This window comes from Luteibacter mycovicinus (genome assembly GCF_000745235.1).
Lineage (GTDB): Bacteria > Pseudomonadota > Gammaproteobacteria > Xanthomonadales > Rhodanobacteraceae > Luteibacter > Luteibacter mycovicinus.
In genome coordinates this window covers 3,557,402-3,581,554 of the sequence record NZ_JQNL01000001.1, presented here as the reverse complement: position 1 = coordinate 3,581,554, position 24,153 = coordinate 3,557,402, and the positions used below count along the sequence as shown (strand labels likewise).

Genomic DNA, 24,153 nt, shown 5'->3' with positions numbered 1-24,153 from the left:
GTCCATGAAAGAACGGCGACCCTAGGGCCGCCGCTCAATGATTACGCTTACTTCGCGCCAGCCCCGGGAGCCGTCCACTCCTTCAACCACGCATTCACCGTCTCATGCCACTGAACACTGTTCTGCGGCTTCACCACCCAATGGTTCTCATCCGGGAAGTGCAACAGCTTGCTCGGAATGCCACGACGCTGCAGTGCAGTGAACGCACCCAGTCCCTGCGTTTCCGGAATGCGGAAGTCCTTACCGCCGTGGATCACCAGCATCGGCACGCGCCAGTCCTTCACGTGATTGATCGGGTTGAAACGCTCGTAGTTCTCCGGATGGTCGAACTGCGTACCGCCGTTCTCTTTCTCTTCGAACCAGAGTTCTTCAGTGTCGTAGTACATGGCACGCGCATCGAAGACGCCGTCGTGATCGACGAGGCACTTCCAGGGCTGGTTCCACACACCGGCGATCCAATACACCATGTAACCGCCGTAGCTCGCGCCCAGAGCGCAGGCACGATCGCCATCGAGGAAGCTGTACTTCGACAGCGCGGCACTCCAGCCGAGCTTCAGGTCTTCCAGCGGCTTGCCGCCCCAGTCGCCCGAGATCGCGTTCGTAAAGGCCTGGCCGTAACCGGTTGAACCGTGGAAGTTCACCGTCACCACCGCGAAGCCCTGCCCCGCATAAGTCTGGGCGTTCCAGCGATAGCTCCAGCTATTGGTCATCGCGCCCTGCGGGCCGCCATGAATGATGAAGGCGACCGGATAGGTCTTGCCTTTCTTGTAGCCGACCGGCTTGACCACGTAGCCCTGCACGCTGTCGTTGTTCGCGCCCTTGAAGGTGAAGAACTCGAAGTCACCGGTCTGCGCGCCCTTGATGCGCTTGGCGTTGAAGTGCGATACCTGCTTGAGGCCCTTCCCCTTGAGGTCGGCGGTGTACAGATCCGCCGGACGCTTGAGGTCGTCGCGCGTCAGCAGAATCTTCTTGGCGCCTGCAGAGAAGCCACCCACCGCACCGTCGGTCACCAGGATGGTCGCCTTACCGGTCGCGACGTCCACAGCGAACAGCGGATGCTGGCCTTTGTCGTCGGTCGTCGTGTAAAGCGTCTTGCCGTCCGCCGAAATCTGCAGGCTGCTTGCCGAAGCGTCCCACGACGGATCGATCTCGCGCTTCGCGCCCGTGGCGATATCCAGCGCCCAGATACCGAAGCGGTCCGCTTCCGAGCCCGGATCCTTCATGGCTGTATAGAAGAGCGTCTTTCCGTCCGGCGACACCAGCGGGTTAGCGTCCCACGCGAGGTTGTCCGCCGTCAGGTTGGTCGGCGTGGCCGATCCATCAGCCGGAACGCTGTAGACGTCGAAGTTGGTCGACCATGGCTCGGTCGTGCCGGCGATGCGGGCATCGAAGTAGACGGTCTTGCCGTCGGGCGAGAAGGTGAACTCATCCTCGCCACCGAACGGCTTGCTCGGCACTTCGCCGTCGATGCCGCGGCTGAGCAACAAGGGCGGCGAGGGGGCCGACGCATCAGCGATATAAAGCTGGTTGCGGCGACCATCGGCCCAGGTATCCCAGTGACGGACGAACAGCTTGTCGTAGACCGTGCCAGTGGACTTGTCCTTTTCCCGGCCATCCAGACGCTCTTTGGTGCAGGCCAGGTCGGCGCAGTCGGTGAAGACCTCGTAACTCAACAGCAGCTTCGTGCCATCGGGCGACAGCTTGAACGAGCCGACGTCCAGCGGACCGTCGGTCACGGCGTCACCGGCGCGGACGGTCAGGGCCAGACCCCTGGTCTTGTCCGCCTCGAAGGTACGATGGAAAACCTGGGCCACGCCGTCCTTTGGCGTCGCGTAATAGATGGACTGGCCATCCGGCGCCCAGCGGGGCGACGAGCCCCTCTCCACCACTTTGACCGGCTGCGGCGGCTTATTGAGGTCCATCAGGTAGATTGAGGTCACACCCTTGTTCGCTGCGTAGTCCGTGGCTCGCACGGTGAAGAGCGCATAGCGGCCATCCGGCGAGAGCTGCGGATCACCCACCCGGTCCATCATGACGAGGTCGCGGATGGAGAACGGGTGCGTGGCGGCGCTGTCGGCGTCGGCGGCCAGAACGGGGCCGGACGCGAGGGCGAGGGCCAGCGCGGCGAGGAGTGGTTTCATGGGGTTCCCTTGCCTTAACGTGTGGGCGAGGACGGTACGGCGGCGCCGCAGGCTATGCAAGCGTCGGGGTAGCCATCGCCACCACTTCCAACTTTCGCGTATCCTCGCCGATTCAAGGCCTCGCCATCATGGGCGAGGAGAGGGAAGGACGCGCAGTGACTCGTGCAATCATCGATCCCGCCCCGGCCGTGACTGGCCGGTTACCGGTCCTACGCTCAGGCGTAGCAATTGCGCTCACTGCCGGCATGGTGTCGATCCTGGTGCGTTGGTATTTCGTCACCCACGCCTCTGGGGTTGGGGAATCGCGCTGGGAGCAGGTGACACCTACGCATACCCGACGCGCAACTCACCCTTCATGGTCAATCCAATGATGAAGGCCATCAAGGCAGCAGCCTATATCTCCAATGATGTACTGGCGCTGCTTACGCTCGCCGGCGTGATCATCGCGGTCAGGCAACGCGCGCCATCGGCGGCCATGCTCACGTTCGCGGTCACGCTGTTATGGGTAACCGCGGCGTATGGCGTGCTTCAATCGGACGCGCGTTACTCCATCCCGTTTCGGACGGCGGAAATCGCACTGGCTTGTCTAGCCGTGGGGACGGCTGGCGTATATCTGCGCAGGCGGGCTCGTGGAAACACGATGTCGCACCCATGAATATCGAGATACCTCTCGCCCGCTACGTGCAGGGCCCCTTCACATGCGACAGGCTGGCGGCGCAGGATGCGTTACCCCGATGGCCACTCGCCTCCCCGGCCTCACAAGCGGCCTTAGGCCGCGTCTGACCAGCACCCCCGCCTACGTCCTGGATAAAAAAAACCGACCGCACCACGGAGATCGATTTGGTCCAAGGCTCTTGGCCGACCATTAATTGCCAGCCCGCAGTATGCCCTAAACCCTCCCATCAGCGCACAGACGATCAATGCCATCGCCAACGAGGTGCTGCCGCTTTTTCACGATCACATCGGAGGTCTGAAACTCATGTTCCATCGCATGAACGGCGCACCCGGCGCATGCATCGCCTGGCATCTGAAGCCGTGAATACAGCAACAAGCGATGCGCAATCTGTGACTCCATTCTGGTCTGCCGCGCTGATCGCTGGCGTCAGCGGATTACTGGCACTGATGCTCCGCTGCTACTTTGTGACGCACGCGCACGTATTGCAGCCCGTCGACGAAAGTTCGTTGCGTGGAGACGCCATTCAGTACTACCGGTACGCGTGGAATCTCCTGCATCGGCACGTGTTTTCCAGCGCATCGTCAGTGAGCCTGATCGCCAGCCCCAACAGCTTCCGCGACCCCGGGTATCCCGCCCTCATGGCTATCGTCATGGGATGCACCAGAAACTTTTCCACCTTCTACACTGCGATGCTTCTCGTTCAAGCATCGCTCGGCGCCGCGACGGTTTCCATCATCGTTATGGCCGCCCGGGACTGGTTGCCAAGGTCAGCGCTGGTGATCGCCGCCGTATTGATCGCCGTATGGCCGCATAGTGTGTCGATCACGCTCTACCTTCTGTCCGAGACGTGGCTGGGCTTCCTCTGCGCGTGTGCCATGATGGCACTTTCATGGGCTTCGAAACGCCCGAGCGCGGCCCGAGTTACGGTAGCCGGTTTGCTCTTTGGCATGGCTGCGCTGACTAACGCAGTGGTTATTCCTTTTGCTTCCCTGCTGGCTGCGTTCCTGTGGCTCCGCAAGACCCTTGGCACGCAAGCGGCCATGGCCTTGGCGCTGGCGTCCCTTGCCCTACCACTTTCCTGGGGAATGCGCTCGCTGACCCTGCCACCAGGCGATAGCGCGACCAGCCGCGCCATTACCAACTTCGTCCAGGGCTCGTGGCCCACGTATCACGTAGCTTTCAAACTCGCGATCATCGGCGACGCGGACAGCAAGGATCAGCTGCGAGGCATGCAATATGAGATGGACCTGTTGCGAAAGGATCCAGCGGCCGGCCTTTCGCTCATGCAACATCGTATGAGCCAATTGCCGTGGCCATACCTGCGCTGGTATCTGGGCAAGCCCCGGCTGCTGTGGGATTGGGATATACAGATCGGCCAGGGCGACATCTACGTCTATGACACCGTTGACTCACCGTTCGCAAGGGGCGGCCCACTGGCCCCCCTCGAGACAGTGTGCTTTCTCCTCAATAACCTCATCATGTTGCTGGCCGCCGTCGGCGCCGCCGTGGCCCTGATCGGACAGCGAAGAAACGCGTTCGCCATCGCGTGTGCATGCCTCGCACTATTCGTCACACTTGTATATAGCGTGCTGCAGTCCGAGCCCCGCTATTCCATTCCTTTCAGGGGCATCGAGATGCTACTTGCTGCCGGCGGAGCAACATGGATTGTGAGCCGCTTCCGGAAGCGCGGGACAACCGACAACGTTAAAGAAGAGAATGCAGCTTGAACACGGCCGTAGATCCCAAAATGTCCACTTCGTTCCGGCTCGCTCTATGGATCGCCGCAATTGGAGCCCTGATAGCGCTTGCCCTGCGCGCGTACTACGTGCTGCACGCGCACGTACTTCAGCCGGTCGATCAGCCGCGCGTCTCGGGCGATGCGGTGGAGTACTACCGCTATGCGTGGAACATGGTGCACCACGGCGTTTTCGCTAGCAGCCGCCCCGGTAGCACTGAGGTAGTGGCGAATAGCTTCCGCGATCCGGGTTACCCCGCCCTCCTGGCGCTGGGCATGTTGGTTTTTCCGGACTTCGAGCCCTGGTATGGCGCCATGCTGCTTACGCAGGCGACTCTCGGTGCGCTGACCGTTTTCCTTCTCGTGCTCACCGCGCGACGCTGGCTTCCGATGTGGGCACTCGCCATGGCGGCCGTTGCCATGGCGATTTGGCCACACTGCGTTACGATCCCGAGCTTTCTTCTCTCGGAGAACCTGTTCGCGCCTCTGTGCGCAGCCGCTGCGCTTGCAACAGCCGAGGCGGCACACCGCCGGACAACAGCCTCATGGTGCATCGCTGGGTTCTTCTGGAGTCTGGCCGCGTTGACTAACGCAGTCATGGTCCCGGTGGCTGCCGTCATCGGCGTGATATTCGCGCTGCGCCGCATGGAAACCCGGCGATGCGTCCTTGCATTCGTCCTGGCGTCACTGGTGCTACCGGCAGCCTGGGGCGTGCGCTCGACGCTCATCCCTGCGTCCAGCACTTCGGGCAGCCGCATCGTCATGAATCTCGTGCAGGGGTCGTGGCCGTCATACCACGACGACTATCAACGGGCAGCGCAAGGTAGCGTCGACAGCATCATTGCACTCGCCGCCGAGGGCGTCGAAATGCAGGCCCTGAGCAACAACCTCGGCGAAGGTATGCGCCTGATCGGTCAGCGGATGGGCGAGGACCCCGGCAAGTACCTCCGCTGGTACCTTTCCAAGCCGACGCTCCTGTGGAGCTGGGACATCCGGATAGGCCAGGGAGACATCTACGTTTACCCCACACGCGACTCACCGTTCAAGCCAGGGGGCCTCCTTGTTCCGCTGGAGATCCTCTGCTTCATTCTGAACCCTCTGATCGGGGTCCTGGCTTTGGCAGGGGCGGCATTTGCATGCCTCGCACGCCGCGCACGCGCAGACCTGATGGCTTTCGCTCTGGCACCTCTCTTCGCCACGGCGGTCTACACCGTCCTCCAGTCGGAACCCCGCTACTCCATCGCGCTGAGGGGCTTCGAGTTCTCGCTGGCGGCCTATGCGATCGCAGCCAGCACCCGCTGGGTCCGCGCGCGTACGTTGAAATAGCGACGGCTGTCACGAATCAGTTGCATCGCGGATCGGCGTCCCCTCACTGGTATGAAACGTGCTGGCCGCTGGCATTCACAGGGGAGTTCTGACGATGCGACACCGCCGCGTCTCTGCCGGCTTTACGTTGATCGAGCTGATGATCGTTGTCGCGATCATCGCGATTCTTTCGGCCATCGCCATTCCGCAATACCAGGCCTATACGATCAGGGTTCAGGCCTCGGAAGGCTTCACGATCGCCTCGGGTGCGAAGACAGCAATCTGGGAGTTCATGACCAATAGAGGCGACTTTCCGAAATCGAACGAATCTGCCGGCTTGCCTCGGTCCAGCTCAATGGCCGGGAAGTACGTCTCGGGACTTCTCGTCTCCAGTGGAGGGCTGGTGACGGTCAGCTACACGAACTCTGAGACTAACGATAAGTTAAAAAACAAGAACTTGCTACTTTCTCCCGTTGCCAATGGCGGAAGCATCTCCTGGGCGTGCAAGGGAACTATCGACGCCCAGTACCTGCCCACAGCCTGCCGCAAAACCTGACCTTGTGCGTCACCTTATGACCTTCTACGTCAGCCTAGTAGGTTGCTGCAATTCACTGAATACTCGAAATTTTCTTGTTGCTCCACAAGCGTGACACGTTGCACAATCCCGGCACCGGCAAATATGAGGAAATGCGCCGGTCGCGAACGCAATGGCATGTTCAATGCACGCTTTGCGGCGAGCTTCCTGGTCGTTCCTGACCAAAGCAAGTGAGGGAGCGCTCGAGCCCGGGTTACCGGGTGAGGTGCTAGGGCTCAGGGGGCGTCACTTTTTTCGGTTAGTCAACACAAACGAGGAATTTCCATGAAGAACGTCCAGAAGGGCTTCACGCTCATCGAATTGATGATCGTCGTCGCCATCATCGCGATCCTGGCTGCCATCGCCATCCCGCAGTACCAGAACTACCTGATCCGCACCCAGGTGTCGGAAGGCATGAACCTCGCTGATGGCGCCAAGACCGCCGTCTCCGAGTTCTACAACAACAAGGGCCACTTCCCGCTCTCCGGCGCTTCGGCTGGCCTGCCGGCCAAGTCGGCTTCGACCGGCGGTAAGTACGTTACAAGCACGCTCGTTGCGAGCGGCGTGATCACCGCTACGTTCTCGAACACCGGTGGCAAGGAAGCGAACGACAAGATCAATGGCAAGAACGTTTCGCTGTCGCCGGCCGACATGGGTGGCACGATCACCTGGAATTGCAAGTCGACCGCGAAGGGTGCCCAGAAGACCAACGTCGCAGAAGCCTACCTCCCGACCGCTTGCCGCGCGTCGTAAGTTGTAAGTCCCAAGCCGACAAAGTGTTACCTTAAGAAAGGGCCGTTATTACGGCCCTTTCTTTTTTGGATGACGACCTTGCTCTCTATGCGCCGACCGATCACGTTGCCTGCCGTTCTAGGCCTGCTCGCACTGATCGTTTGCTTTTTCGTCTATCAACCAGGGCTGTCGAGCGGCTTTTTCTTCGACGACGCCGCCAATCTGCCCACTCTGGGTGAATCCGGGAAGGTAGATAACGCCTCGGTACTACTCCGCTACGTGACGGCCGGTCGGGCCGATCCTACAGGGCGGCCCGTAGCACTACTCAGCTTTCTCATCGACGCCGACGATTGGCCGGCACCCCCGGCGCCATTCAAGCGCACGAACCTGCTGATCCATCTTGCCTGCGGAGTGCTGCTCTACGGCCTGCTGACTCGCCTTGGCCTGCTCTATTGCTTGGCCGCTGCGCGCGCGCGATACGCCGCACTATTCGCTGCGACAGCATGGTTGCTTCATCCCCTCTTTGTATCGACGGTTCTCTACATCATCCAACGCGAAGCCATGTTGCCGGCGTTATTCGTACTGAGTGGCCTTCATCTTTGGCTAGCTGGCCGCCAACGTATGCTCGACCAACGGGGTCTCGCGCCGTTATTTCTCTGCGGCATGATGTTTTGCACCTTGCTTGCTTTTCTGTCCAAGCCGAATGGCATCCTGCTGCCGCTGCTGGCCCTTGTGATCGAAGCCACGCTTCCGAACTCAAGTGCGAGACCCGGAGCGAGTCGATACCGCCGCTGGCGCAACGTACTATTGCTACCAGCATCGATCCTGGTGATCGCAGGTCTCGCTTGGATCCTGATCGGATCCATCGGCAAGGGTCCCGCCAACGCACGCACGTTTACGTTGGTGCAGCGGGTGCTGACCGAACCGACGATCCTGATCGACTATATGAAATTGCTCTTTTTGTTCGACCCGAACTACGGCAGTCTTTTTCACGATCAATACCCCGCGGCCACCGATGCGTGGCATCCCTGGTACACGTTGCCAGCCCTTCTTGCCTGCCTGAGTGCATGCGCCGCCTCCTGGATTTATCGGCGCCACTGGCCTGCGCTCGCTGCCGCCATCCTGTTTTTCTTCGCAGGGCACCTGATCGAGTCCACCTCTCTAGCCCTCGAGCTTTATTTCGAGCACCGCAACTACCTGCCTTCCATGCTGCTGTTCTGGCCGATCGGCATCGCTCTCACGACAGATCGCTGGCGCGTCGCGTCGCTGACCGTGGCGGTCGCGCTGATCGCCGGCATGGGCACGTTGACGTGGGCGACCGCCGCACTCTGGGCCAAACCACTTCGGCAGGCGGAATTCTGGGCCAGTGAGGCACCGGAATCACCCCGCGCCCAAGCATTTGCCGCCGCGCTCGAAGCGGGTAACGGCCAGCTTGATCAGGCCCTGCGCCGCATCACTGCTGCTACAGAGCGCCACCCGCATGAGCCACAACTCGCGTTCACCTTGCTCGACCTGCATTGTCAGCAGGGACGGATAGGCGATGAAGACTGGGCCACCGTCGAGAATGCATTAAGGGGTATGACCCGCGACCCGGGCGCGCTACTCGCTCAATGGACGGAGCGAACCATGGAAAGCCTCCCCAGCCGTCGCTGCAGTGGAATTGACGAATCTCGCCTGTCCCGCTTGCTTGACGTGGTCGAAAGCAATCCGCAGGTCACCCGACTGCCCGGTAGAATGCAGGACGTCAGCCATCTGCGCGGGCTGCTTGCGCTTAGTAATGGAGATGCCGCCCAGGCCTTGTCGTGGTTCAATGATGCCCTGCGGCGCGACCCTGCCCCGGCTGTCGCACTCGAACAGGCGGCGCGACTGGGAATAAATGGCCACCCCACGCAAGGGCTGGCCCACCTCGCTTTTTTCGACACATTGGAGGTAACACCCGTGCGGCCAACCCAGGGTATGCGATGGCTGCATGCGCAGGTGCTCGAACTCCAGGGCTACTGGCCCAGGGAGTTCGCAGCGCTGCACTCGACGCTCGAAGCCGATGCGCGCCGGGAGAGCCCGTGACCGGCGCGTTGATGCGGCGCGCTGGATGGATCGTAATGCTCGCAGGACTGCTCGCGACGTTCGCCATCTACATGCAGGGGACCGGCGGCGGCTTTCTGTTTGACGACTATCCCAACATTGTCGACAACAAAGACGTCCAGCCGAAAGAACTTGGATGGGTACCCCTGGTACGTGCTGCGCTTGCCTCGCCCGCCAGCGAGTTCAAGCGTCCACTGGCCTCGCTCAGCTTTGCCGCCAACTACCTGTTGACCGGCAGCGACCCCGAGCCGATGAAGGTGACCAACATTGTCATTCATCTGCTTAATGGCATCGCATGCTTCTTCCTTACGCGCCTGCTGTTGACTGCCGTCACACCACCGTCCGGTATCCCGCGATGGCGCCCTGACATCGTTGCAGCGCTCGTCGCAACCGGGTGGATGCTGTTGCCCATCAACCTAACGTCGGTGCTTTACATCGTCCAGCGCATGGAGAGCTTGGCCAACCTGGCCGTCTTCGTGGGAATGATCGGTTACATCAAGGGCCGGCAGAGCATGCGGCCCGGCCAGTGGAGCGGCCTTATCCTCTCTGTCGCCTCCATCACGATCATCCCCCTCATTGGCATCTTGGCGAAAGAAACAGCGGTCCTCGTCCCCTTGTACGCCCTTTGTATCGAACTGACCGTCTTCCGCGGACAGACTATGGGGCACGACGGCGTCGCCCGGCGAGACCGGCGCATACGCGCCGCCTTCGTCGTCCTGCTCGGCATTCCTTTCGTCGTAGGTGGGGCGTGGCTGTCGGTGAAGCTGGCCAATCCACGAGCCTGGGCCAGCCGCGATTTCACGCTCTACACGCGTCTGTTAAGCGAGTGCCGGATCGTCATCGACTACATCGCCTGGACCGTGCTTCCTCGGGGCACTGACCTTTCGTTCTATCACGACGACTTTGAAATCTCGAGCGGGTGGCTGCACCCGGCAACGACGCTTGCGAGCGCTCTGGGGCTGCTGGCGATCGCAACCGCCTGCGTGTACTGGCGTCGACGGGCTCCGCTGGTGTCGCTTGGCCTCGCACTGTTCCTCGCTTGCCAGTCGCTAACGTCGACGGTCATTCCGCTCGAGCTGATTTATGAACATCGCAACTATTTTGCAAGCTACGGTCTGATGCTCTCCCTGGTGCCGCTCCTGGTCACGTCGAGGGTTGATGGCGGCATAGAAACGAGCGGGAGACCTGGCAACTTTGTAGTGCCGCGGCGCGTTTTGCTCTGCCTGTTGATGGTGTACTGGGCGACCCAGACCTGGATGACAGCAGACGCATGGAATACGCCCCTGGGCCTCGCACGCGAACTAGCGGCCCGAGGCCCTGACTCGCCTCGGGCGCAGTACGAACTCGGCAGGACTTACATCATCCTGTCGCGATACGACCGAGAATCACCTTTCGTAGCGCTCGCAACTCCACCGCTCGAACGTGCGATGGCATTGCCCAAGTCATCCGTTCTTCCCGAACAGGCGCTGATCTTCCTCAACTCCCGACTCAGTCTCCCGTTGAAAGGCGCGTGGTGGGACAGCATGACCGGCAAGCTTGCCGTCCGGCGGCCAAGCATCCAGGACGAGAGCGCTCTCGGCGCACTGGGGAGCTGCGCGACCAACGATCTTTGTAACCTGCCCCGTGACCGGATGATCGAGGCCTTCGGCGTGGCTCTGTCGCATCCAAATCCAACCGCGCGCCTCCAGGCCATGTACGCCGATTACGCGTGGTCGGAACTCGGCGATCAGGCACTGGCGACCCGCATGATCCAGGGGGCGGCTGACACGAACGCCGGCGAGCCTGCGTATCGCATCACGTTGATCCAGTTGCTCGCGGCACAAGGCCGTATCGACGACGCGGATGCGCAGCTGAGCCGTCTTCGCCGCATGAACATAGGGGGCACCCTGAATCACGAGATCGACCAGCTTACCGCCCGGCTGGCGGGTGCGCGTCGCCAGCCGAAATGAATATCCGCCTGACTGACTGGGCATCGCGCTGGGCCTCGGGGAAGATCGCACGTGGAACACTGGCCGCCACGCTATGGCAACTGGTCCGCGTCGGCAGTCAGGCCTTATGGACGATCGCACTTGCCCGATCATTGGGGCCGTACGGTTACGGCGGACTCGCCGGGGTGGCCGGACTGGCGACCGCCATCGGATCCCTGTCCGGAGTAGGCTTCGGCCTGCTGATGCTGCAAGACGCTTCACGCGACCCTTCGAGCTTCTCTACCGCATGGAAGCACGCCGTCTGGGCTATCTTTCTTAGCGGCAGCGTTTTCCTGGTCGCTTTTGCGTTTCTCGCCCCCTTACTTGTGAGCTTGTCTGGCCCTGGCTGGCAGTTCGCCGCGATCGGGCTGCCTGAACTGATCTGCTTCCCGCTGACGATCACTGCCAGCTACGCATTTCAGACGCGCGAGCGGATGGGTTTCGCCGGCGCCATGTACGCTCTGGTGCCAGCCAGCAACTTGCTTGCAGCAACGCTTTACTTTGCCTTCGGCCAGACACGGTCGCTTGAAGGTTACCTACCCTGGCACGCAGGCAGCTCGGTGATCGCGGCTTTGACCGGGTACGTCCTGGTGACATCATTGCTACGCCCCGGGAAGGCGCGCGTCTCCATGACACGTCGCGATGCGGGCGAGGCGCTCGGATTCTCGTTGATGCGGGTCGTGGACAACGGCCTCGGCTCGCTGGACAAGACGTTGGTCCTCCGGCTAGCTGGCGCCGAGGCGGCAGGCATTTATACGGCAGCATTCCGCCTGGTTGCCGTGCTCGCCCTGCCCGTCACGTCAATGGCCATGGCCGCCTTACCGCGGCTCTTCCGGCTCGGCGAACTGGCCGAACCCGAAGGGCAGGCTTTCATCAGGCGCCTCACGCTGTTTGCTCTGGGTGGAGGTGTCCTCGCCTTGCTCGGAGTCTTCGTCCTGTCACTAGCCCTTCCCCTCCTCCTCGGGCAGTCCTTCGCGTCCTCCGCCGCCTTCGCCCGGTGGCTGTGCTTGTTCCCTCTATTCTTCGGACTCAGCTCCCTGGGGTGCAACGTCCTCGTTGCTTCTCGCCTACGCCGTTCCCGGATTGCCGCTCAAGTGGCGGGACTAGTCACGCTGACCCTGGCCATGGCGGTCAGCATCCCGGCGTACGGGCTGGCAGGGGCCGCCGGGTCGCTTCTTGCGGCCCACGGCGTTATCGTGCTCACGGTTTGGTGGGTCGTACACCGTGGGAGGCGACACGCGACCGGCTGAGCCGTTTATGATGGGCACCCACGCAAAACGGGCACGTCATGGCACGCATATCGACCCCTCCGGGGCAGGACGGGAAACCGGGAATCCAACGCGAAAAGGTCGCTTCATTTTTTGAGGAGCGCGCGCGGCGCATACCCGAACTCGGTCCAGTGAAGGCGGTTATTTATCAGGACAAGCATCCAACGCTTGCCGAAGAGCGCGACGCCCGAGAGAAAGAGACGCTGCTGCCCGCACTGAAGCTGGACGGCACGCAGCGATTGCTCGATGCCGGCTGTGGAACCGGGCGCTGGTACGAAGCACTCCGGCCGCACCTTGCGTACTACCACGGCGTGGACGCCAGCGGCGGGCTGCTGGCCTATGCTCGCTCCGCCCTTGGGGAAGACGCTACGCATCGATTCACGGAAATTTCGGCCGACGAGCTCACGTTGAACAGCCTCGGAGAATCAACTCGTTTCGACCGAATTCTTTGCGCTGGATTACTAATCTACCTCAACGATGATGAAGTCCTGGAAACGCTACGTCGCTTCGCCGATGTATGCGCGCCGACCGCGCGGATCGTTCTGCGGGAGCCTGTTGCGATCGACAACCGACTCTCGTTGGTCGACCATTATTCCGACGATCTGGAAAGCAGCTATAACAGCATCTACCGTACCGATGCGGAGTGGGCGGACATGTTGAACTCGACGCTGATCATCGCAGGCTTCCACCTCACGGACGAGCGCGACCTTTTTTCGGCGGCAGCTCTGAATAACAGGGCAGAAACGCGGCAACGCGTCTATATCCTGGATCGCGCTCCATGAAGAGCGCTTATTGCTTCGATCTCGATGGCACACTGACCTCCATCGAAATTCTTCCCTGCATTGCTTCCGAACTCGGTGTCGCCGAAGAGATCGCCACACTCACACGCGTGACGATGTCCGGGTTGATTTCCTTCGAGGAGTCGATGCGCCTTCGCTGCCTGATCCTGGGACAGGTACCACTGAACCGCGTCCACGAGGTGGTGGAGGCCGTTCCGCTGGACTCTTCCCTGACCGCCTTCATCGCTTCGCGCCGCGACCACTGTTTCGTCGTCACTGGCAACCTCGATGTATGGATCGAACCGCTACTTCGCCGCCTTGGCTGCCGAAGCTACAGTTCCATCGCGTCGTTTGACGGCGGAAAATTGAAGGTCGACCACATCCTCGACAAGGGTGTCGCCATAGGCGAGATCCGCGCCCTTGGCTACGAGCGCATTCTTGCCGTGGGCGATGGCGCAAACGATGTACCCATGCTTCGTCGCGCCGACGCCGCTATAGCCTTCGGCGGCGTTCATAGCCCTGTGCCGGCCGCCATCAAGGAATCTCACTTTGTCGTTCACGACGGAAGCTCACTGTGCAAGCTATTGACTGCGCTGTAATTGCCGCCGCGGGCCTGGGTTCGCGCCTGGGCCTCGGCCTGCCCAAGTGCATGCTGGAGATTGATGGCCGTACGCTGCTAACGCGTCTGGTCAACGCCCTTCGGCCGCACGTCCCTCGAATACACGTTGTTGTTGGGTACCGTGAAGAGCTCATCATCGAGCACTGCGCACTCCACCATCGCGACGTAATCATCGTTCGTAACCCGGATTTTCGCACGACCAATACAGCACAGAGCATGCGTCTTGGCGCTATGGGCGCCCCCGGGAAGGTACTGTTCCTTGATGGCGACCTGTTGATTTCTGAGGCGTCCCTGGCTGGCTTTATTGCCCGGGCCAATGCGATTCCGATGCTGATCGGCGTCGCTCCCACCCGAAGCGAGCAGGCCGTCTGCGTGACTCTCGGCGCTGAAAATCAGGTCACCGGCTTCACGCGCAGCGAGCAGCATCCTTTCGAATGGGCGAACGTGGTCTCAGGCCCCGCCTCGGTGCTCGACGACGCCACCGGCTACGTCTTCGAGAACCTGGCTACGTTTCTGCCCTTACCTTCCTTCGAGTTGAACCTGCGCGAGGTCGACACGCCTGCCGACCTGGACGTCGCGTCGGCATTCGCAGCGAGCCTGGACGCGACGTGACCATCGTTGCGCCAGATCCCTCTGCCGCGACGCGGAGTGCGCGCACTCCCTGGCGCGTCCTCTTCCTCATGCAGCGGCCCGAGAGTTGGCTGAACGTCCACGGCATCTGGCGAGAAATGCGTCGCGATCCCCGTTTCGAGCCTGTGGTGTGGATCATTGCAAGCGCTGGCGACCATGCGGAACGGAAGGCACTGCGCGCGCGTTGTCTTGAGACGCTCGCGCAACATGGGATCGACAGCGTCCAAAACGATCGCGATGCAGACCCAGTTTTGCCGGTGAATGAGTTCGCCGCAGCCATTTTCAACGCACCTTACGATCGCGAACGTGCCGAGGCGTTTCATTTCGACCGCGTGGCAGCTTCCGTTGGCGCGACCATCTATGTACCGTACGGTCTGGTCATGGGTGCGGGCTGGAAGAACCAGCGATTCCAGTATGCTCAGGCCACGCAGATTGGGGCGGACATGATCGTCGCCCGGTCATCCTTCGAGCGCGACCTTTACGCCAGACATTGTCCCGCAGGTTCCCAGCATGTCGTAGTGACTGGGCTACCGCGACTCGACGAACTGTATGACCTGGAGACGTTTGAGGTTGACTCGACGTTGGAGGCACAGATCGATGGGCGTTTTGCCATTCTCTGGAATTCGCACTTCAGCTTCGGTATGCGGCAAGCGCGCGACGCCAACTATTCGACATTCGATACGATGGCACGCGCTTTTTTTGCGTTCGCGAAGGAGCGCCCTGACGTCGCACTGATCTGGAGGCCGCATCCAGCGCTCTTCCGCAGCCTCGTCGACGAGGGTATTTTTCGACCGGACGAACTCGACGCCTTCCGCGCCGAAGTCCTCGCCGCCGGTGTGATTCTCGACCAGCGTCCCGACCACAGGCATGCCTTCGCCGCATCGTCCATGCTCATGACGGATCTGGGCTCCTTTCTGGTCGAGTATCTAGCCACCGGGAGGCCCATTGTCTACCTGGAGAACCCGGAAGGCGAGGGGCTCAACGACGAGGGTAGAGCACTAATTCAGTACATCGATGTGGCGCGCACGCCTGAACATGCTTTGCACCTCGCTACAGCCTACGCCGCAGGCAACGACCCGAAGGCTCCGATGAGGGCTGTCGCACGGGATCGTTTCCTGCCCATGCTTGACGGACGAGCGTCACGACGTGTGGTCGATGCGATAGCGGCAAAACTTGCGCCCGATGGCGATTGCCGATCCGCAATCGGATCTTCCTCCTTGATCGACAGAATGACTGACCATCTGGACCGCATTGCCGCACAAAAGAGAAGCTGGTCCGGCGATCGAAAGGCGCTTTCGCGAGCACTCGACCATGTGCGGCGACACCTCGTCGAGGCGGTCAAACAGCGCCCCGGGTTGCTCCGCATTGTTCAGAAATTACGCAGCAAGAAGCACTGAGCATGCCTTCCGTTGCCGTTGTGATTCCGATGTTCCGGACCGGGCAAACCACGCTGGACGTCGTCCAGGCGGTCTTGCGTTGTCGACGTCCGGACGATGTCACGCTCAAGATCATCGTCGTGGACGACTATTCGTGTGATGGCAGTGCTGAGTGCATTGAACAAGCCCAGTTGTCCCACGTCTGCGTGGTCAGACAGCCCATCAACATGGGACGAAGCGCCGCGCGTAATCGTGGCGCATTTATAGCCACAGCCGACTACCTGTTGTTCATCGACAGCGACTGCGTACCCGCAGACGATAGATTCATACTTAGACACATCGCGACCATCCAGGCGGGAGCTACCGTTTCAATGGGCGAGGTGAGCGGGAACAACGATGGATTCTGGCACGCCTATCAAGCGTCCGCTCTGGCACGTCGCAAACGTGCGTCAGTCTCGTATGGAATCGCGATGCAGGGTTCCTCGCAGAACTTTGCCGTACGCCGCGATGCGTTTCTGGAAGCCTCGGGATTCGACGAGGGCTACAGCAACTACGGCTTCGAAGATCGGGACCTCTTTCTTCGTATCGAGGCGCATGGTCACTGCTTCGCATGGACCCCGGACGCCGTCGTTAGACATTGCGATACGCTCGACCTTCTACGCGTCTGTTCGAAAATGGCGGAGGCGGGTGGACCGCCAGCGGTCCGTTTTTTTCAGAGGCATCCAGGCCCCTATGATCAGCTAGGGTATGGAAAGCTTGATGGCCGTTACCGGCGATGGCTAAGGGCACTTGAGCCGCTTACCACCTGCATCGCTCGCTGGTTCGCACCGTGGCTTTCACGACACCTCGAGTCGGCGTGGATCCCGATCCGACTCAGGACGGTGGCTGTGCGCCTCACGGTGGCCGCAAGCTACCTTCACGGAACGGTCGCACCAGACGATCAGAACTTTTTCAAAACATAGATCAGCGTAGGAATAACCGGCCGCCAAGGCAGCAGCCACTTATCAGATATGCGTCGCAACAACCGATCGCCGCGACTTCCCGGACGTTCGATCTCGAAGGTCTGACGCAAAGCCGGGACACACACGTTCTCGAAGGCAAAACCGCCCTCTCCCAGCATCCGCTCCAACGCTTCCATCTCCAGCGGTACGCAGTCGTAGAATGTGCCACGCCCCGACAGACGCAGGTAAGGCGAGCGCAACGACACTGGTAACCAGCTGAGAAAAGCAAGTCGGTAGTGCGGCTCGACCAGCATCCAACGATTTGGCACAGCCAAGTAGCAAACACCATCGGGCCGGAGGACACGGCGAATCTCGCGGAGATGATCCATTTGCTCCGCGTACTCCCCTACGTGCTCAATCACGTGATTGCTAAGCACCACATCGAACGTGTCATCGGCGAACGGCAGCTGCGTGTCAGAAACCTTATGGAAGCGATATCCGTCGGTCACGCCACGGCTATCCGTCACGTCGACAGCATCGACTTCGATGTCCAGTTCGGCATTCGTAGCGAAATAGTGCGAGATGCCGCCCGAGCCACACCCGATCTCGAGCAGACGTCGGCGTCTCGCACTAGGGCCGAGCCCCAGGAGGCGCTCGATCTTGATGCCTTTCTGCCGACGCGACGCCAGGTCCGATACGACGTGTCCATGACGCTCAGACGTCATCGCTTCTTGCCCAGGATTGAAAACAACCGCCGGTGAAATATCGGCCATGCAAACCGTGCCGCGAATTCACGCAGCGGTGCAGGCGCCATCCGGCGATCCAGAACGTCGCTGACCCGGCGAGCAAATGCGTCGTAGTCGCCTGGATTTACAAGGTACCCCGTCAGCCCTTCCGAGACCGCGTCGGGGACACCTCCGATGCCAAAAGCGACGGTGGGAAGTCCATGCGCCGCGGCTTCGACTGCGACCATCCCGAAGCCCTCCACATCACCAGATACCTCACGAATGGGAAAGACATGGGCGTCGCTCGCCGCATAAGCAATCGCGAGCTGATCATCGTCGAGCGCACCCAGATGCATCACCGCGTCACCAAGGCCCAGCACACCGGCTTCTTCGCGCAAACGCGACCAGGCACCCGTCGCCCGACCGGCCAGAGCGTCGGGCGCTTCGTCGCCGATGACAACAAGCACAGCATGCGGATGTCTACGTAAAATGTTCGGCATCGCACTGAGGACGAATTCCCGGAGACCCTTCCGTTCCGTCATGCGGCCTACGGAAAGCAGCACAGGTCGTCCGACAAGGTTATGACGCTCGCGGAACGCGCCAATCATGTCATCAGGCGGCGCCTCTACGGCGACTTCGACACCCGGGTGCACGATATCGATGCGATCCGCCGGCACGCCAGCTTGTCGGGCGAGACGCGCAGTATTGACGCTGTTGGCGATGCAGGCGTCGCACCGTCGGATGAAAGGCAGCCAGACCGATCGATAGACCGGATGCGGCACCACAATATCCAGGCCGTGGACGTAGGCAGCCACTCCAGCACGTGACAACCGGCCGACGATCCACGCGATGGGAACGGTCAGCCCACTACCTGCGAGCACCCAGGCCGGGCGGGTGTGGATAGCCGCACTCAGCGTGCGAAAAAACGCCACGAGCATGAAGGACGCCAGCGTGCCCCATCCGCACTCCCGGACGTCCATGGACGCTGGCAGCACTGCACGCGCGCCACGAGGCCCAATCACCACGACACGAAAGTGTTCCGCGAGGCCCTGAGCCATATGCAGGTTGAGCCGTTCCATACCGCCGCGTAGCGGCGGCAGGTTGCGACTTACCAGGATCAGCGTGCGGCGCTTGTCGTTCACGAGTCGGCGGGACGATACGTCAGTGCGGTGATCTGCTCGGAAACCAGGCCTATCAGAAACACGATCACCGCCGCACTCCACATCAACGTGCTTCCGTTCGTTAAGCGCCCGTGACTCAGGAAGGTGAAGCCGTAATTGACGCAGCCCAGAAGAAAGAATCCGGCGCTCACGGGCAGGAAAAGCTTCAGAGGCGAGTAAAGAGTTGCGATCTTGAAGATGATCAGGAGAAACCGGATGCCGTCTTTGAGCGGCTTGATGTGACTCTTGCCCACGCGGGTGTGAGCCTTGATCGGCTCGTATGCCACGCCGTACGCACTGCGGAAGAACGCCATCGTCGACGTCGTGGGATAGGAAAACCCGTTCGGCAGCAGATGAAGAAACTCGCGAAACCGCGATGCGCGCGCAGCCCGAAATCCCGAGGTCAGATCGGCTACCGCCTGCCCGGTCATACGGCTTGCCAACCAATTGTAGAGCGTATTAGCAAGACCACGACCGACCCCTGCCTGACTCTCCCAGTCACGCGCCCCCACCACCATGTCGTAGCCCTGCTCGAGCCTTGCCACAAGTCTGGCGATATCCGTCGGATCATGCTGACCATCGCCGTCCATGAACACGAGGATCTCGCCTGTCGCCGCGCGGGCGCCGCGCTTGATAGCCGCGCCGTTGCCCATGGAATAGGGCGACGACACGCATTTGACCGCGTTCTCCGCACAGACGTCACGCGTCTCGTCGGATGAGCCGTCATCCATGATGAGAACTTCGGCATCGGGCTGCAAAGCGCGAAGTCGCGGTAGCAGATCCGCAAGTGCGGCTGCCTCATTCTTTGCTGGAATAATGATACTGATGCGGCTCACGAACTGCTCCCGATGCACATGATTTCTATAAGAAACCTGCTTGTATAAGAAACCCACTTATGACGAACGTCGCAACCACCCGTCATCCGAGATAGCGCGCGTGAGCGCGTGGGTAAATCGCACTTTGTCACGCTTATCCAGATGAGAGCCGTCTGGACATTGAAACGTCGTCAGTGCCGGCACATCGAGATAGTGAACGCCCTTCGCTCCTGTTTCCATCCTGAAGCGATCCCAGAAGTCGGCACGCGGATAGCGCTTGGCGTCGGCTTCCCAGACCAGCCCCGAACGAGGAAAAACCACGAAAACTACCTCACCGCCGCGTGCTTCGATACGACGCACCATCGTCGCGATCCTCGCCGCATTGTCCTTGAAATCAGGGAAATTTGCGCTGGCAAGCCCCCTGATTCGCAAGCTGAGGGCAGACTCGACGTCCCTGGGTGCCCCCCTCAGCGCCACATCGTCAAAGCCTGCGTTACGAGCCGCTCGGTCGTAGTAGGTGTACGGCATACTCACCAGACTGTAGTCGGCGGAGCGTTCCCGCGAAGGTAGCGTCACGAGATACTGCGGTGTGGCGCGCGGCGAAAACGCGCGAGTCGTCAGCGCCACGAAGGGTCCAGCGCCATCCGCGTAGCTCCGCATGAATCGCTGCCTGAACGACGCGAGCGTCGCCTCTATCGCTAAGAAGTTAAACTTCACCGTAAGATTTCGCTCGCGCCGTGCTTCGCGGACAAAATCCTGTGCCTGGGCGTCGAACGCCGTATCTCCCAGCGCGCTGTCCTGATATTCGACGATGACTGCCCCTGTGACGCTATCGTCCGCCGCAATATCGGCGAGCACCGGGAGATATGAGTTTCCATCGATCCCCAACTGGACGGGTACACGTCCCGAGTCCTCGCCCAGTGCGGTGAGATCCAGATCGAGCAAGGCGCGCGATGCCCCGACCAGCACCAACGCACGATGGCCCAGCTCGCTGGCACGCTTCCGTTCTTGTGCCCAGCGTTGCGATGAGTCGACCACATTCGGCCGAAATCCCCGCCCCGCCAAGGCTGACTCGAGCATCAGAATGCCCGCGATCAAAAGGACTATCGACACCGCAAGCGGGCGCAGCCAGGCGCCTGCCGGAATGGCACGACTGCGTGTGTAAATGTCAGAACTGAAAATAGATGAACGCACGGTCGTCGCCTCCCGAAGCAAGGAATACGCCGACGAGGCAGAGGGTGATAAGGCTGGTGCGCACTGCCGGAGACCACGCAGCGGCGACCTCCTCGAGTGCGATGTCCCGCGTACGCCAATGCCAGGCCACTGTGCAAAGCATCAAAACGATCGCCATCCACTGATTCGCGTCGGCGCCAGCGGGCTGACGAAGCCCATCGAGCAGTGCTACACACGTCCACAAGTCCGGCGCCCGGAAGGGGATCCATGCGAGACAGACCAGAGTAAACGTCAGTACCGTAAGCACGGCGTCTGCCGTTTTGCCCTCGAAGCACATTGGGAAGCGGGCCCGAAGAGAACGCTCAGCGACGAGATACGCGCCGTGTAGCGCACCCCACGTTACAAACATCCATGACGCACCGTGCCAAAGACCACCAAGCAGCATGGTCAGCATGAGGTTCCTGCGCGTGGCCAACTCACCGCCACGACTACCGCCAAGCGGTATGTAGAGATAATCGCGCAGCCAGGTGGAAAGTGAGATGTGCCAACGACGCCAGAAGTCCGAGAACCCCCGGGCCGCGTACGGCGCGCGAAAGTTGTCAGGAAACGCATAGCCGAAGCACAACGCCAGCCCGATGGCGCAAAGTGAATAGCCGCCGAAATCGAAATAGATCTGTCCCGCAAACCCAAGGATCCCGGCCAGCGCAGCTACCCCGTGATATGAGCCGGGTGCGTCGTAAACCGCGTCCGCAACGGGTGCCAGCAACGTATCCGCCAGCACGCTTTTGAAGAACAGTCCGATCATGACAATGGTCAGGCCCCACCCGATCTGCTGGGCCGTCGCTTTTGGCGGATGGGCGATCTGGGGAAGGAGCGCCCGCGCACGGACGATCGGCCCCGCTACCAAGTGCGGAAAGAAGGCGACGAACAGCGCGTAGTCGGCCAAGGAGGTGTCCGCCTCGATCTCGCGGCGATAGACATCGATCGTGTAAGACAGCGACGCGAATGTATAAAACGAGATACCGACCGGCAGCACGATGTTCCAGGCAGGTGGCACGTAGGCCACCCCCACGGTCGCCAACAGCCCCTGGAAGTTATGCAGCGCAAAGTCGCCGTATTTGAAGAAGCCAAGCAGCGACAGATTCGCGATGAGACTAACGACCAACAGGGCACGCCGCTTTCCTGCACCGCGCTCACGCCAGATAAGCCGCGCCAGCAACCAGTCCAGCATGGTCGAGAACAGCAGAATCAGGAGATAGGGCGGGTTCCACGCGGCATAGAACGCATAGCTGGCCACCAGAAGGAGCAACTTTCGACCCGTGCCGACAGGGAGGCACTGGTGCAGCGAAAACACCACTGCGAAGAACACGAGGAAACTCAACGAATTGAACAGCACCAAGCGCCCCCGCAAACGTCCCGCCGTGCATTACGCACCCCTGTCTATCGCGGCGCCAAGCAGCGCGAGCGAGGCATCCTACCGGATTTGCTCTTCACACCGAAACCAACCGGCAGTTTCACGTTATGAGACGTGACCAAACCCACAATCTAGAGTAGATTCAGGCGCGTATCTCGGGGAAACGGGACCCAACATGGCTTCACAAATGCATTCGCCCATGCTGGCGGGTCTTACGGGCATGGCCCGGCGCCTCGTCACCGAGGGCGTCATGGCCGAGGCCGACGTTCGTAAGGCTGTCCAGGACGCCGCCGAAAAGCGCTCGTCCCTGTCCGCATGGCTGGTGGACCACAACCTGGTGGACAGCGCCAAGCTGTCCCAGGTGGCGTCGTCCGAGTTCGGTATGCCGCTGATGGACATAAGCGCGATGGTCCCGGGCAATATGCCCCTGGACCTCGTGACGGAAGCGCTCATCTCCAAGCACCAGGCGCTTCCGCTGTTCAAGCGCGGCAAGCGCCTGTTCGTCGGCATCGCCGATCCCATGCAGTCGCATGCGCTGGACGAAATCAAGTTCCACTCGAACCACATGGTTGAGCCGGTACTGGTCGACCGGGCGCAGCTGCGCCGGGTGATCGACAGTGCCCTGTCGGCGATGAACAACTCGGTGCCGGCCTTCGGTGAGGGCGACCTCGACGACCTGGCGCTCGAGGGGGCTGACGAGGACGGCGATGTCACCACCGGCATTGACGCCAACGCCAACGACGATGCCCCGATCGTCAAGTTCGTCAACAAGGTCCTGGTCGACGCGATCAAACGCGGAGCGTCGGATATTCACTTCGAACCGTTCGAAACGGTCTACCGCGTACGCCTGCGCATGGACGGTATCCTGCGTGTGGTCGCCACCGCGCCGATCAAGCTGGGCAACCGCATCGCTTCGCGCCTGAAGGTCATGAGCGGCCTGGACATCGCCGAGCGTCGCGTCCCGCAGGACGGCCGTATCAAGCTCAACCTGACCAAGACCCGCGCCATCGACTTCCGCGTCAGCACCCTGCCGACCCTGTTCGGCGAGAAGATCGTGCTGCGTATCCTCGATGGCTCATCGGCCAAGCTCGGCATCGACAAGCTCGGCTATGAGGAGGTCCAGAAGAATCTCTACCTCGACGCCATCGAAAAGCCCTACGGCATGGTCCTGGTGACCGGCCCGACGGGTTCCGGTAAGACGGTATCGCTCTATACGGCCCTGAACATCCTCAACACCGAGGGGCGCAACATCTCCACGGTGGAAGACCCGGTCGAAATCCGCGTCGAGGGCATCAATCAGGTCCAACAGAACGTCAAGCGCGGCATGACCTTCGCGGCCGCTCTCCGCTCCTTCCTGCGCCAGGATCCGGACGTGATCATGGTCGGCGAAATCCGCGATCTGGAAACCGCGGAAATCGCGGTCAAGGCCGCGCAGACCGGTCACATGGTCCTGTCGACCCTGCATACGAACGACGCGCCGCAGACCATCGCGCGCCTGATGAACATGGGCATCGCCCCGTACAACATCATTTCGTCGGTCACCCTGATCATCGCCCAGCGCCTGGCCCGCCGGCTGCACGACTGCAAGAGGGAAATCAGCCTGCCACCGGCCGCATTGCTTGCCGAGGGTTTTACCCAGGAAGAAATCGACGCCGGCATCACCGTGTACGAGGCCGTCGGCTGCGACAGCTGTAACGAGGGCTATAAGGGCCGCGTAGGTATCTATCAGGTCATGCCGATGGTCGAGGACATCCAGAAGATCGTTCTCGAGGGCGGCAACGCCATGCAGATCGCCGAGGTGGCCAAAAAAGCCGGCATCAACGATCTGCGGGCATCCGCCTTGTTGAAGGTCCGCAACGGCGTCACCAGTCTGGCCGAGATCAACCGCGTCACCAAGGACTGACGTCTCGTCAGGGGACGAGACGTGTGAAGATGTGCGCTGGATGGCAGAAAGCCACCTGGCGTTACGTTCACACTAGAATAAGAACAGGGGCCTGCCGCCAGGCGGCGGCCACCTGATGTATCAACCCGGGGGGAACAC

The 24,153-nt window shown here is 61.1% G+C and carries 20 protein-coding genes; 14 read left to right on the top strand and 6 right to left on the bottom strand.

Translation table 11 applies throughout. The annotated features are described in order from the left end of the window. Positions 1-47: 47 nt before the first annotated feature. Positions 48-2,141 carry a S9 family peptidase gene (locus tag FA85_RS15780; protein ID WP_036115079.1) on the bottom strand — a complete coding sequence of 698 codons (2,094 nt, stop codon included), beginning with the start codon at positions 2,139-2,141 and terminating at the stop codon, positions 48-50. Between the two features lie 367 nt (positions 2,142-2,508). On the opposite strand from FA85_RS15780, the gene FA85_RS15775 reads away from it, so the two are divergent. From FA85_RS15775 to FA85_RS15715, 13 genes are all read left to right on the top strand, one after another. Next, entirely contained in the window at positions 2,509-2,796 is a 288-nt protein-coding gene (locus FA85_RS15775) for a hypothetical protein (protein WP_036115081.1), read from the top strand. Positions 2,797-3,152: 356 nt separating this feature from the next. Further along, a complete protein-coding gene (locus tag FA85_RS15770) occupies positions 3,153-4,544 on the top strand; it encodes a dolichyl-phosphate-mannose--protein mannosyltransferase (RefSeq protein WP_156108787.1) in 1,392 nt (463 codons plus the stop codon). Continuing rightward, positions 4,541-5,878 carry a glycosyltransferase family 39 protein gene (locus FA85_RS15765; RefSeq protein WP_156108788.1) on the top strand — a complete coding sequence of 446 codons (1,338 nt, stop codon included), beginning with the start codon at positions 4,541-4,543 and terminating at the stop codon, positions 5,876-5,878. Before FA85_RS15770 ends, FA85_RS15765 begins: the two co-directional genes overlap by 4 nt. A gap of 94 nt (positions 5,879-5,972) precedes the next feature. Further along, positions 5,973-6,413, top strand: coding sequence for a pilin (locus tag FA85_RS15760; RefSeq protein ID WP_036115089.1), 441 nt, complete (start codon positions 5,973-5,975; stop codon positions 6,411-6,413). Between the two features lie 303 nt (positions 6,414-6,716). Further along, positions 6,717-7,184 carry a pilin gene (locus FA85_RS15755; RefSeq protein WP_036115092.1) on the top strand — a complete coding sequence of 156 codons (468 nt, stop codon included), beginning with the start codon at positions 6,717-6,719 and terminating at the stop codon, positions 7,182-7,184. A gap of 69 nt (positions 7,185-7,253) precedes the next feature. Beyond that, complete coding sequence (locus tag FA85_RS15750; protein ID WP_051943887.1) at positions 7,254-9,227, top strand: hypothetical protein; 1,974 nt, start codon at positions 7,254-7,256, stop codon at positions 9,225-9,227. Continuing rightward, positions 9,224-11,194 carry a hypothetical protein gene (locus tag FA85_RS15745; RefSeq protein ID WP_255349732.1) on the top strand — a complete coding sequence of 657 codons (1,971 nt, stop codon included), beginning with the start codon at positions 9,224-9,226 and terminating at the stop codon, positions 11,192-11,194. The genes FA85_RS15750 and FA85_RS15745 overlap by 4 nt, the downstream gene beginning before the upstream one ends. Next, a complete protein-coding gene (locus tag FA85_RS15740; RefSeq protein WP_036115095.1) occupies positions 11,191-12,462 on the top strand; it encodes a lipopolysaccharide biosynthesis protein in 1,272 nt (423 codons plus the stop codon). The genes FA85_RS15745 and FA85_RS15740 overlap by 4 nt, the downstream gene beginning before the upstream one ends. 38 nt (positions 12,463-12,500) lie before the next feature. Continuing rightward, positions 12,501-13,262: a class I SAM-dependent methyltransferase gene (locus FA85_RS15735; protein WP_036115098.1), complete on the top strand. Its 762-nt coding sequence runs from the start codon at positions 12,501-12,503 to the stop codon at positions 13,260-13,262. Next, the gene (locus FA85_RS15730; RefSeq protein WP_036115102.1) at positions 13,259-13,858 is read left to right on the top strand and encodes an HAD-IB family phosphatase; all 600 of its coding nucleotides are present in this window, start codon (positions 13,259-13,261) and stop codon (positions 13,856-13,858) included. The genes FA85_RS15735 and FA85_RS15730 overlap by 4 nt, the downstream gene beginning before the upstream one ends. Next, positions 13,834-14,490 carry an NTP transferase domain-containing protein gene (locus FA85_RS15725; RefSeq protein WP_197056554.1) on the top strand — a complete coding sequence of 219 codons (657 nt, stop codon included), beginning with the start codon at positions 13,834-13,836 and terminating at the stop codon, positions 14,488-14,490. Before FA85_RS15730 ends, FA85_RS15725 begins: the two co-directional genes overlap by 25 nt. Further along, complete coding sequence (locus FA85_RS21060) at positions 14,487-15,905, top strand: CDP-glycerol glycerophosphotransferase family protein (protein ID WP_051943889.1); 1,419 nt, start codon at positions 14,487-14,489, stop codon at positions 15,903-15,905. The genes FA85_RS15725 and FA85_RS21060 overlap by 4 nt, the downstream gene beginning before the upstream one ends. A gap of 2 nt (positions 15,906-15,907) precedes the next feature. Beyond that, positions 15,908-16,846, top strand: a complete 939-nt coding sequence (locus FA85_RS15715) for a glycosyltransferase family 2 protein (RefSeq protein ID WP_036115104.1) — start codon at positions 15,908-15,910, stop codon at positions 16,844-16,846. Here the strand turns inward: FA85_RS15715 and FA85_RS15710 are convergent. From FA85_RS15710 to FA85_RS15690, 5 genes are read right to left on the bottom strand one after another with little or no spacing between them, the layout of a single operon-like run. Beyond that, on the bottom strand, positions 16,825-17,598 hold the full coding sequence (locus FA85_RS15710) for a class I SAM-dependent methyltransferase (protein ID WP_239739850.1): 774 nt from the start codon (positions 17,596-17,598) through the stop codon (positions 16,825-16,827). The two genes, FA85_RS15715 and FA85_RS15710, sit on opposite strands and share 22 nt — an antisense overlap. Continuing rightward, entirely contained in the window at positions 17,547-18,692 is a 1,146-nt protein-coding gene (locus FA85_RS15705) for a glycosyltransferase family 4 protein (protein WP_036115105.1), read from the bottom strand. The genes FA85_RS15710 and FA85_RS15705 overlap by 52 nt, the downstream gene beginning before the upstream one ends. Beyond that, positions 18,689-19,546, bottom strand: coding sequence for a glycosyltransferase family 2 protein (locus FA85_RS15700; protein WP_036115107.1), 858 nt, complete (start codon positions 19,544-19,546; stop codon positions 18,689-18,691). Before FA85_RS15700 ends, FA85_RS15705 begins: the two co-directional genes overlap by 4 nt. A gap of 57 nt (positions 19,547-19,603) precedes the next feature. Beyond that, positions 19,604-20,719, bottom strand: coding sequence for a hypothetical protein (locus FA85_RS15695; protein ID WP_156108789.1), 1,116 nt, complete (start codon positions 20,717-20,719; stop codon positions 19,604-19,606). After that, on the bottom strand, positions 20,694-22,094 hold the full coding sequence (locus tag FA85_RS15690) for an MBOAT family O-acyltransferase (protein WP_036118175.1): 1,401 nt from the start codon (positions 22,092-22,094) through the stop codon (positions 20,694-20,696). Before FA85_RS15690 ends, FA85_RS15695 begins: the two co-directional genes overlap by 26 nt. A gap of 193 nt (positions 22,095-22,287) precedes the next feature. On the opposite strand from FA85_RS15690, the gene pilB reads away from it, so the two are divergent. Next, a complete protein-coding gene (pilB, locus tag FA85_RS15685) occupies positions 22,288-24,015 on the top strand; it encodes a type IV-A pilus assembly ATPase PilB (protein ID WP_036115112.1) in 1,728 nt (575 codons plus the stop codon). The last annotated feature ends 138 nt before the right edge of the window (positions 24,016-24,153 follow it).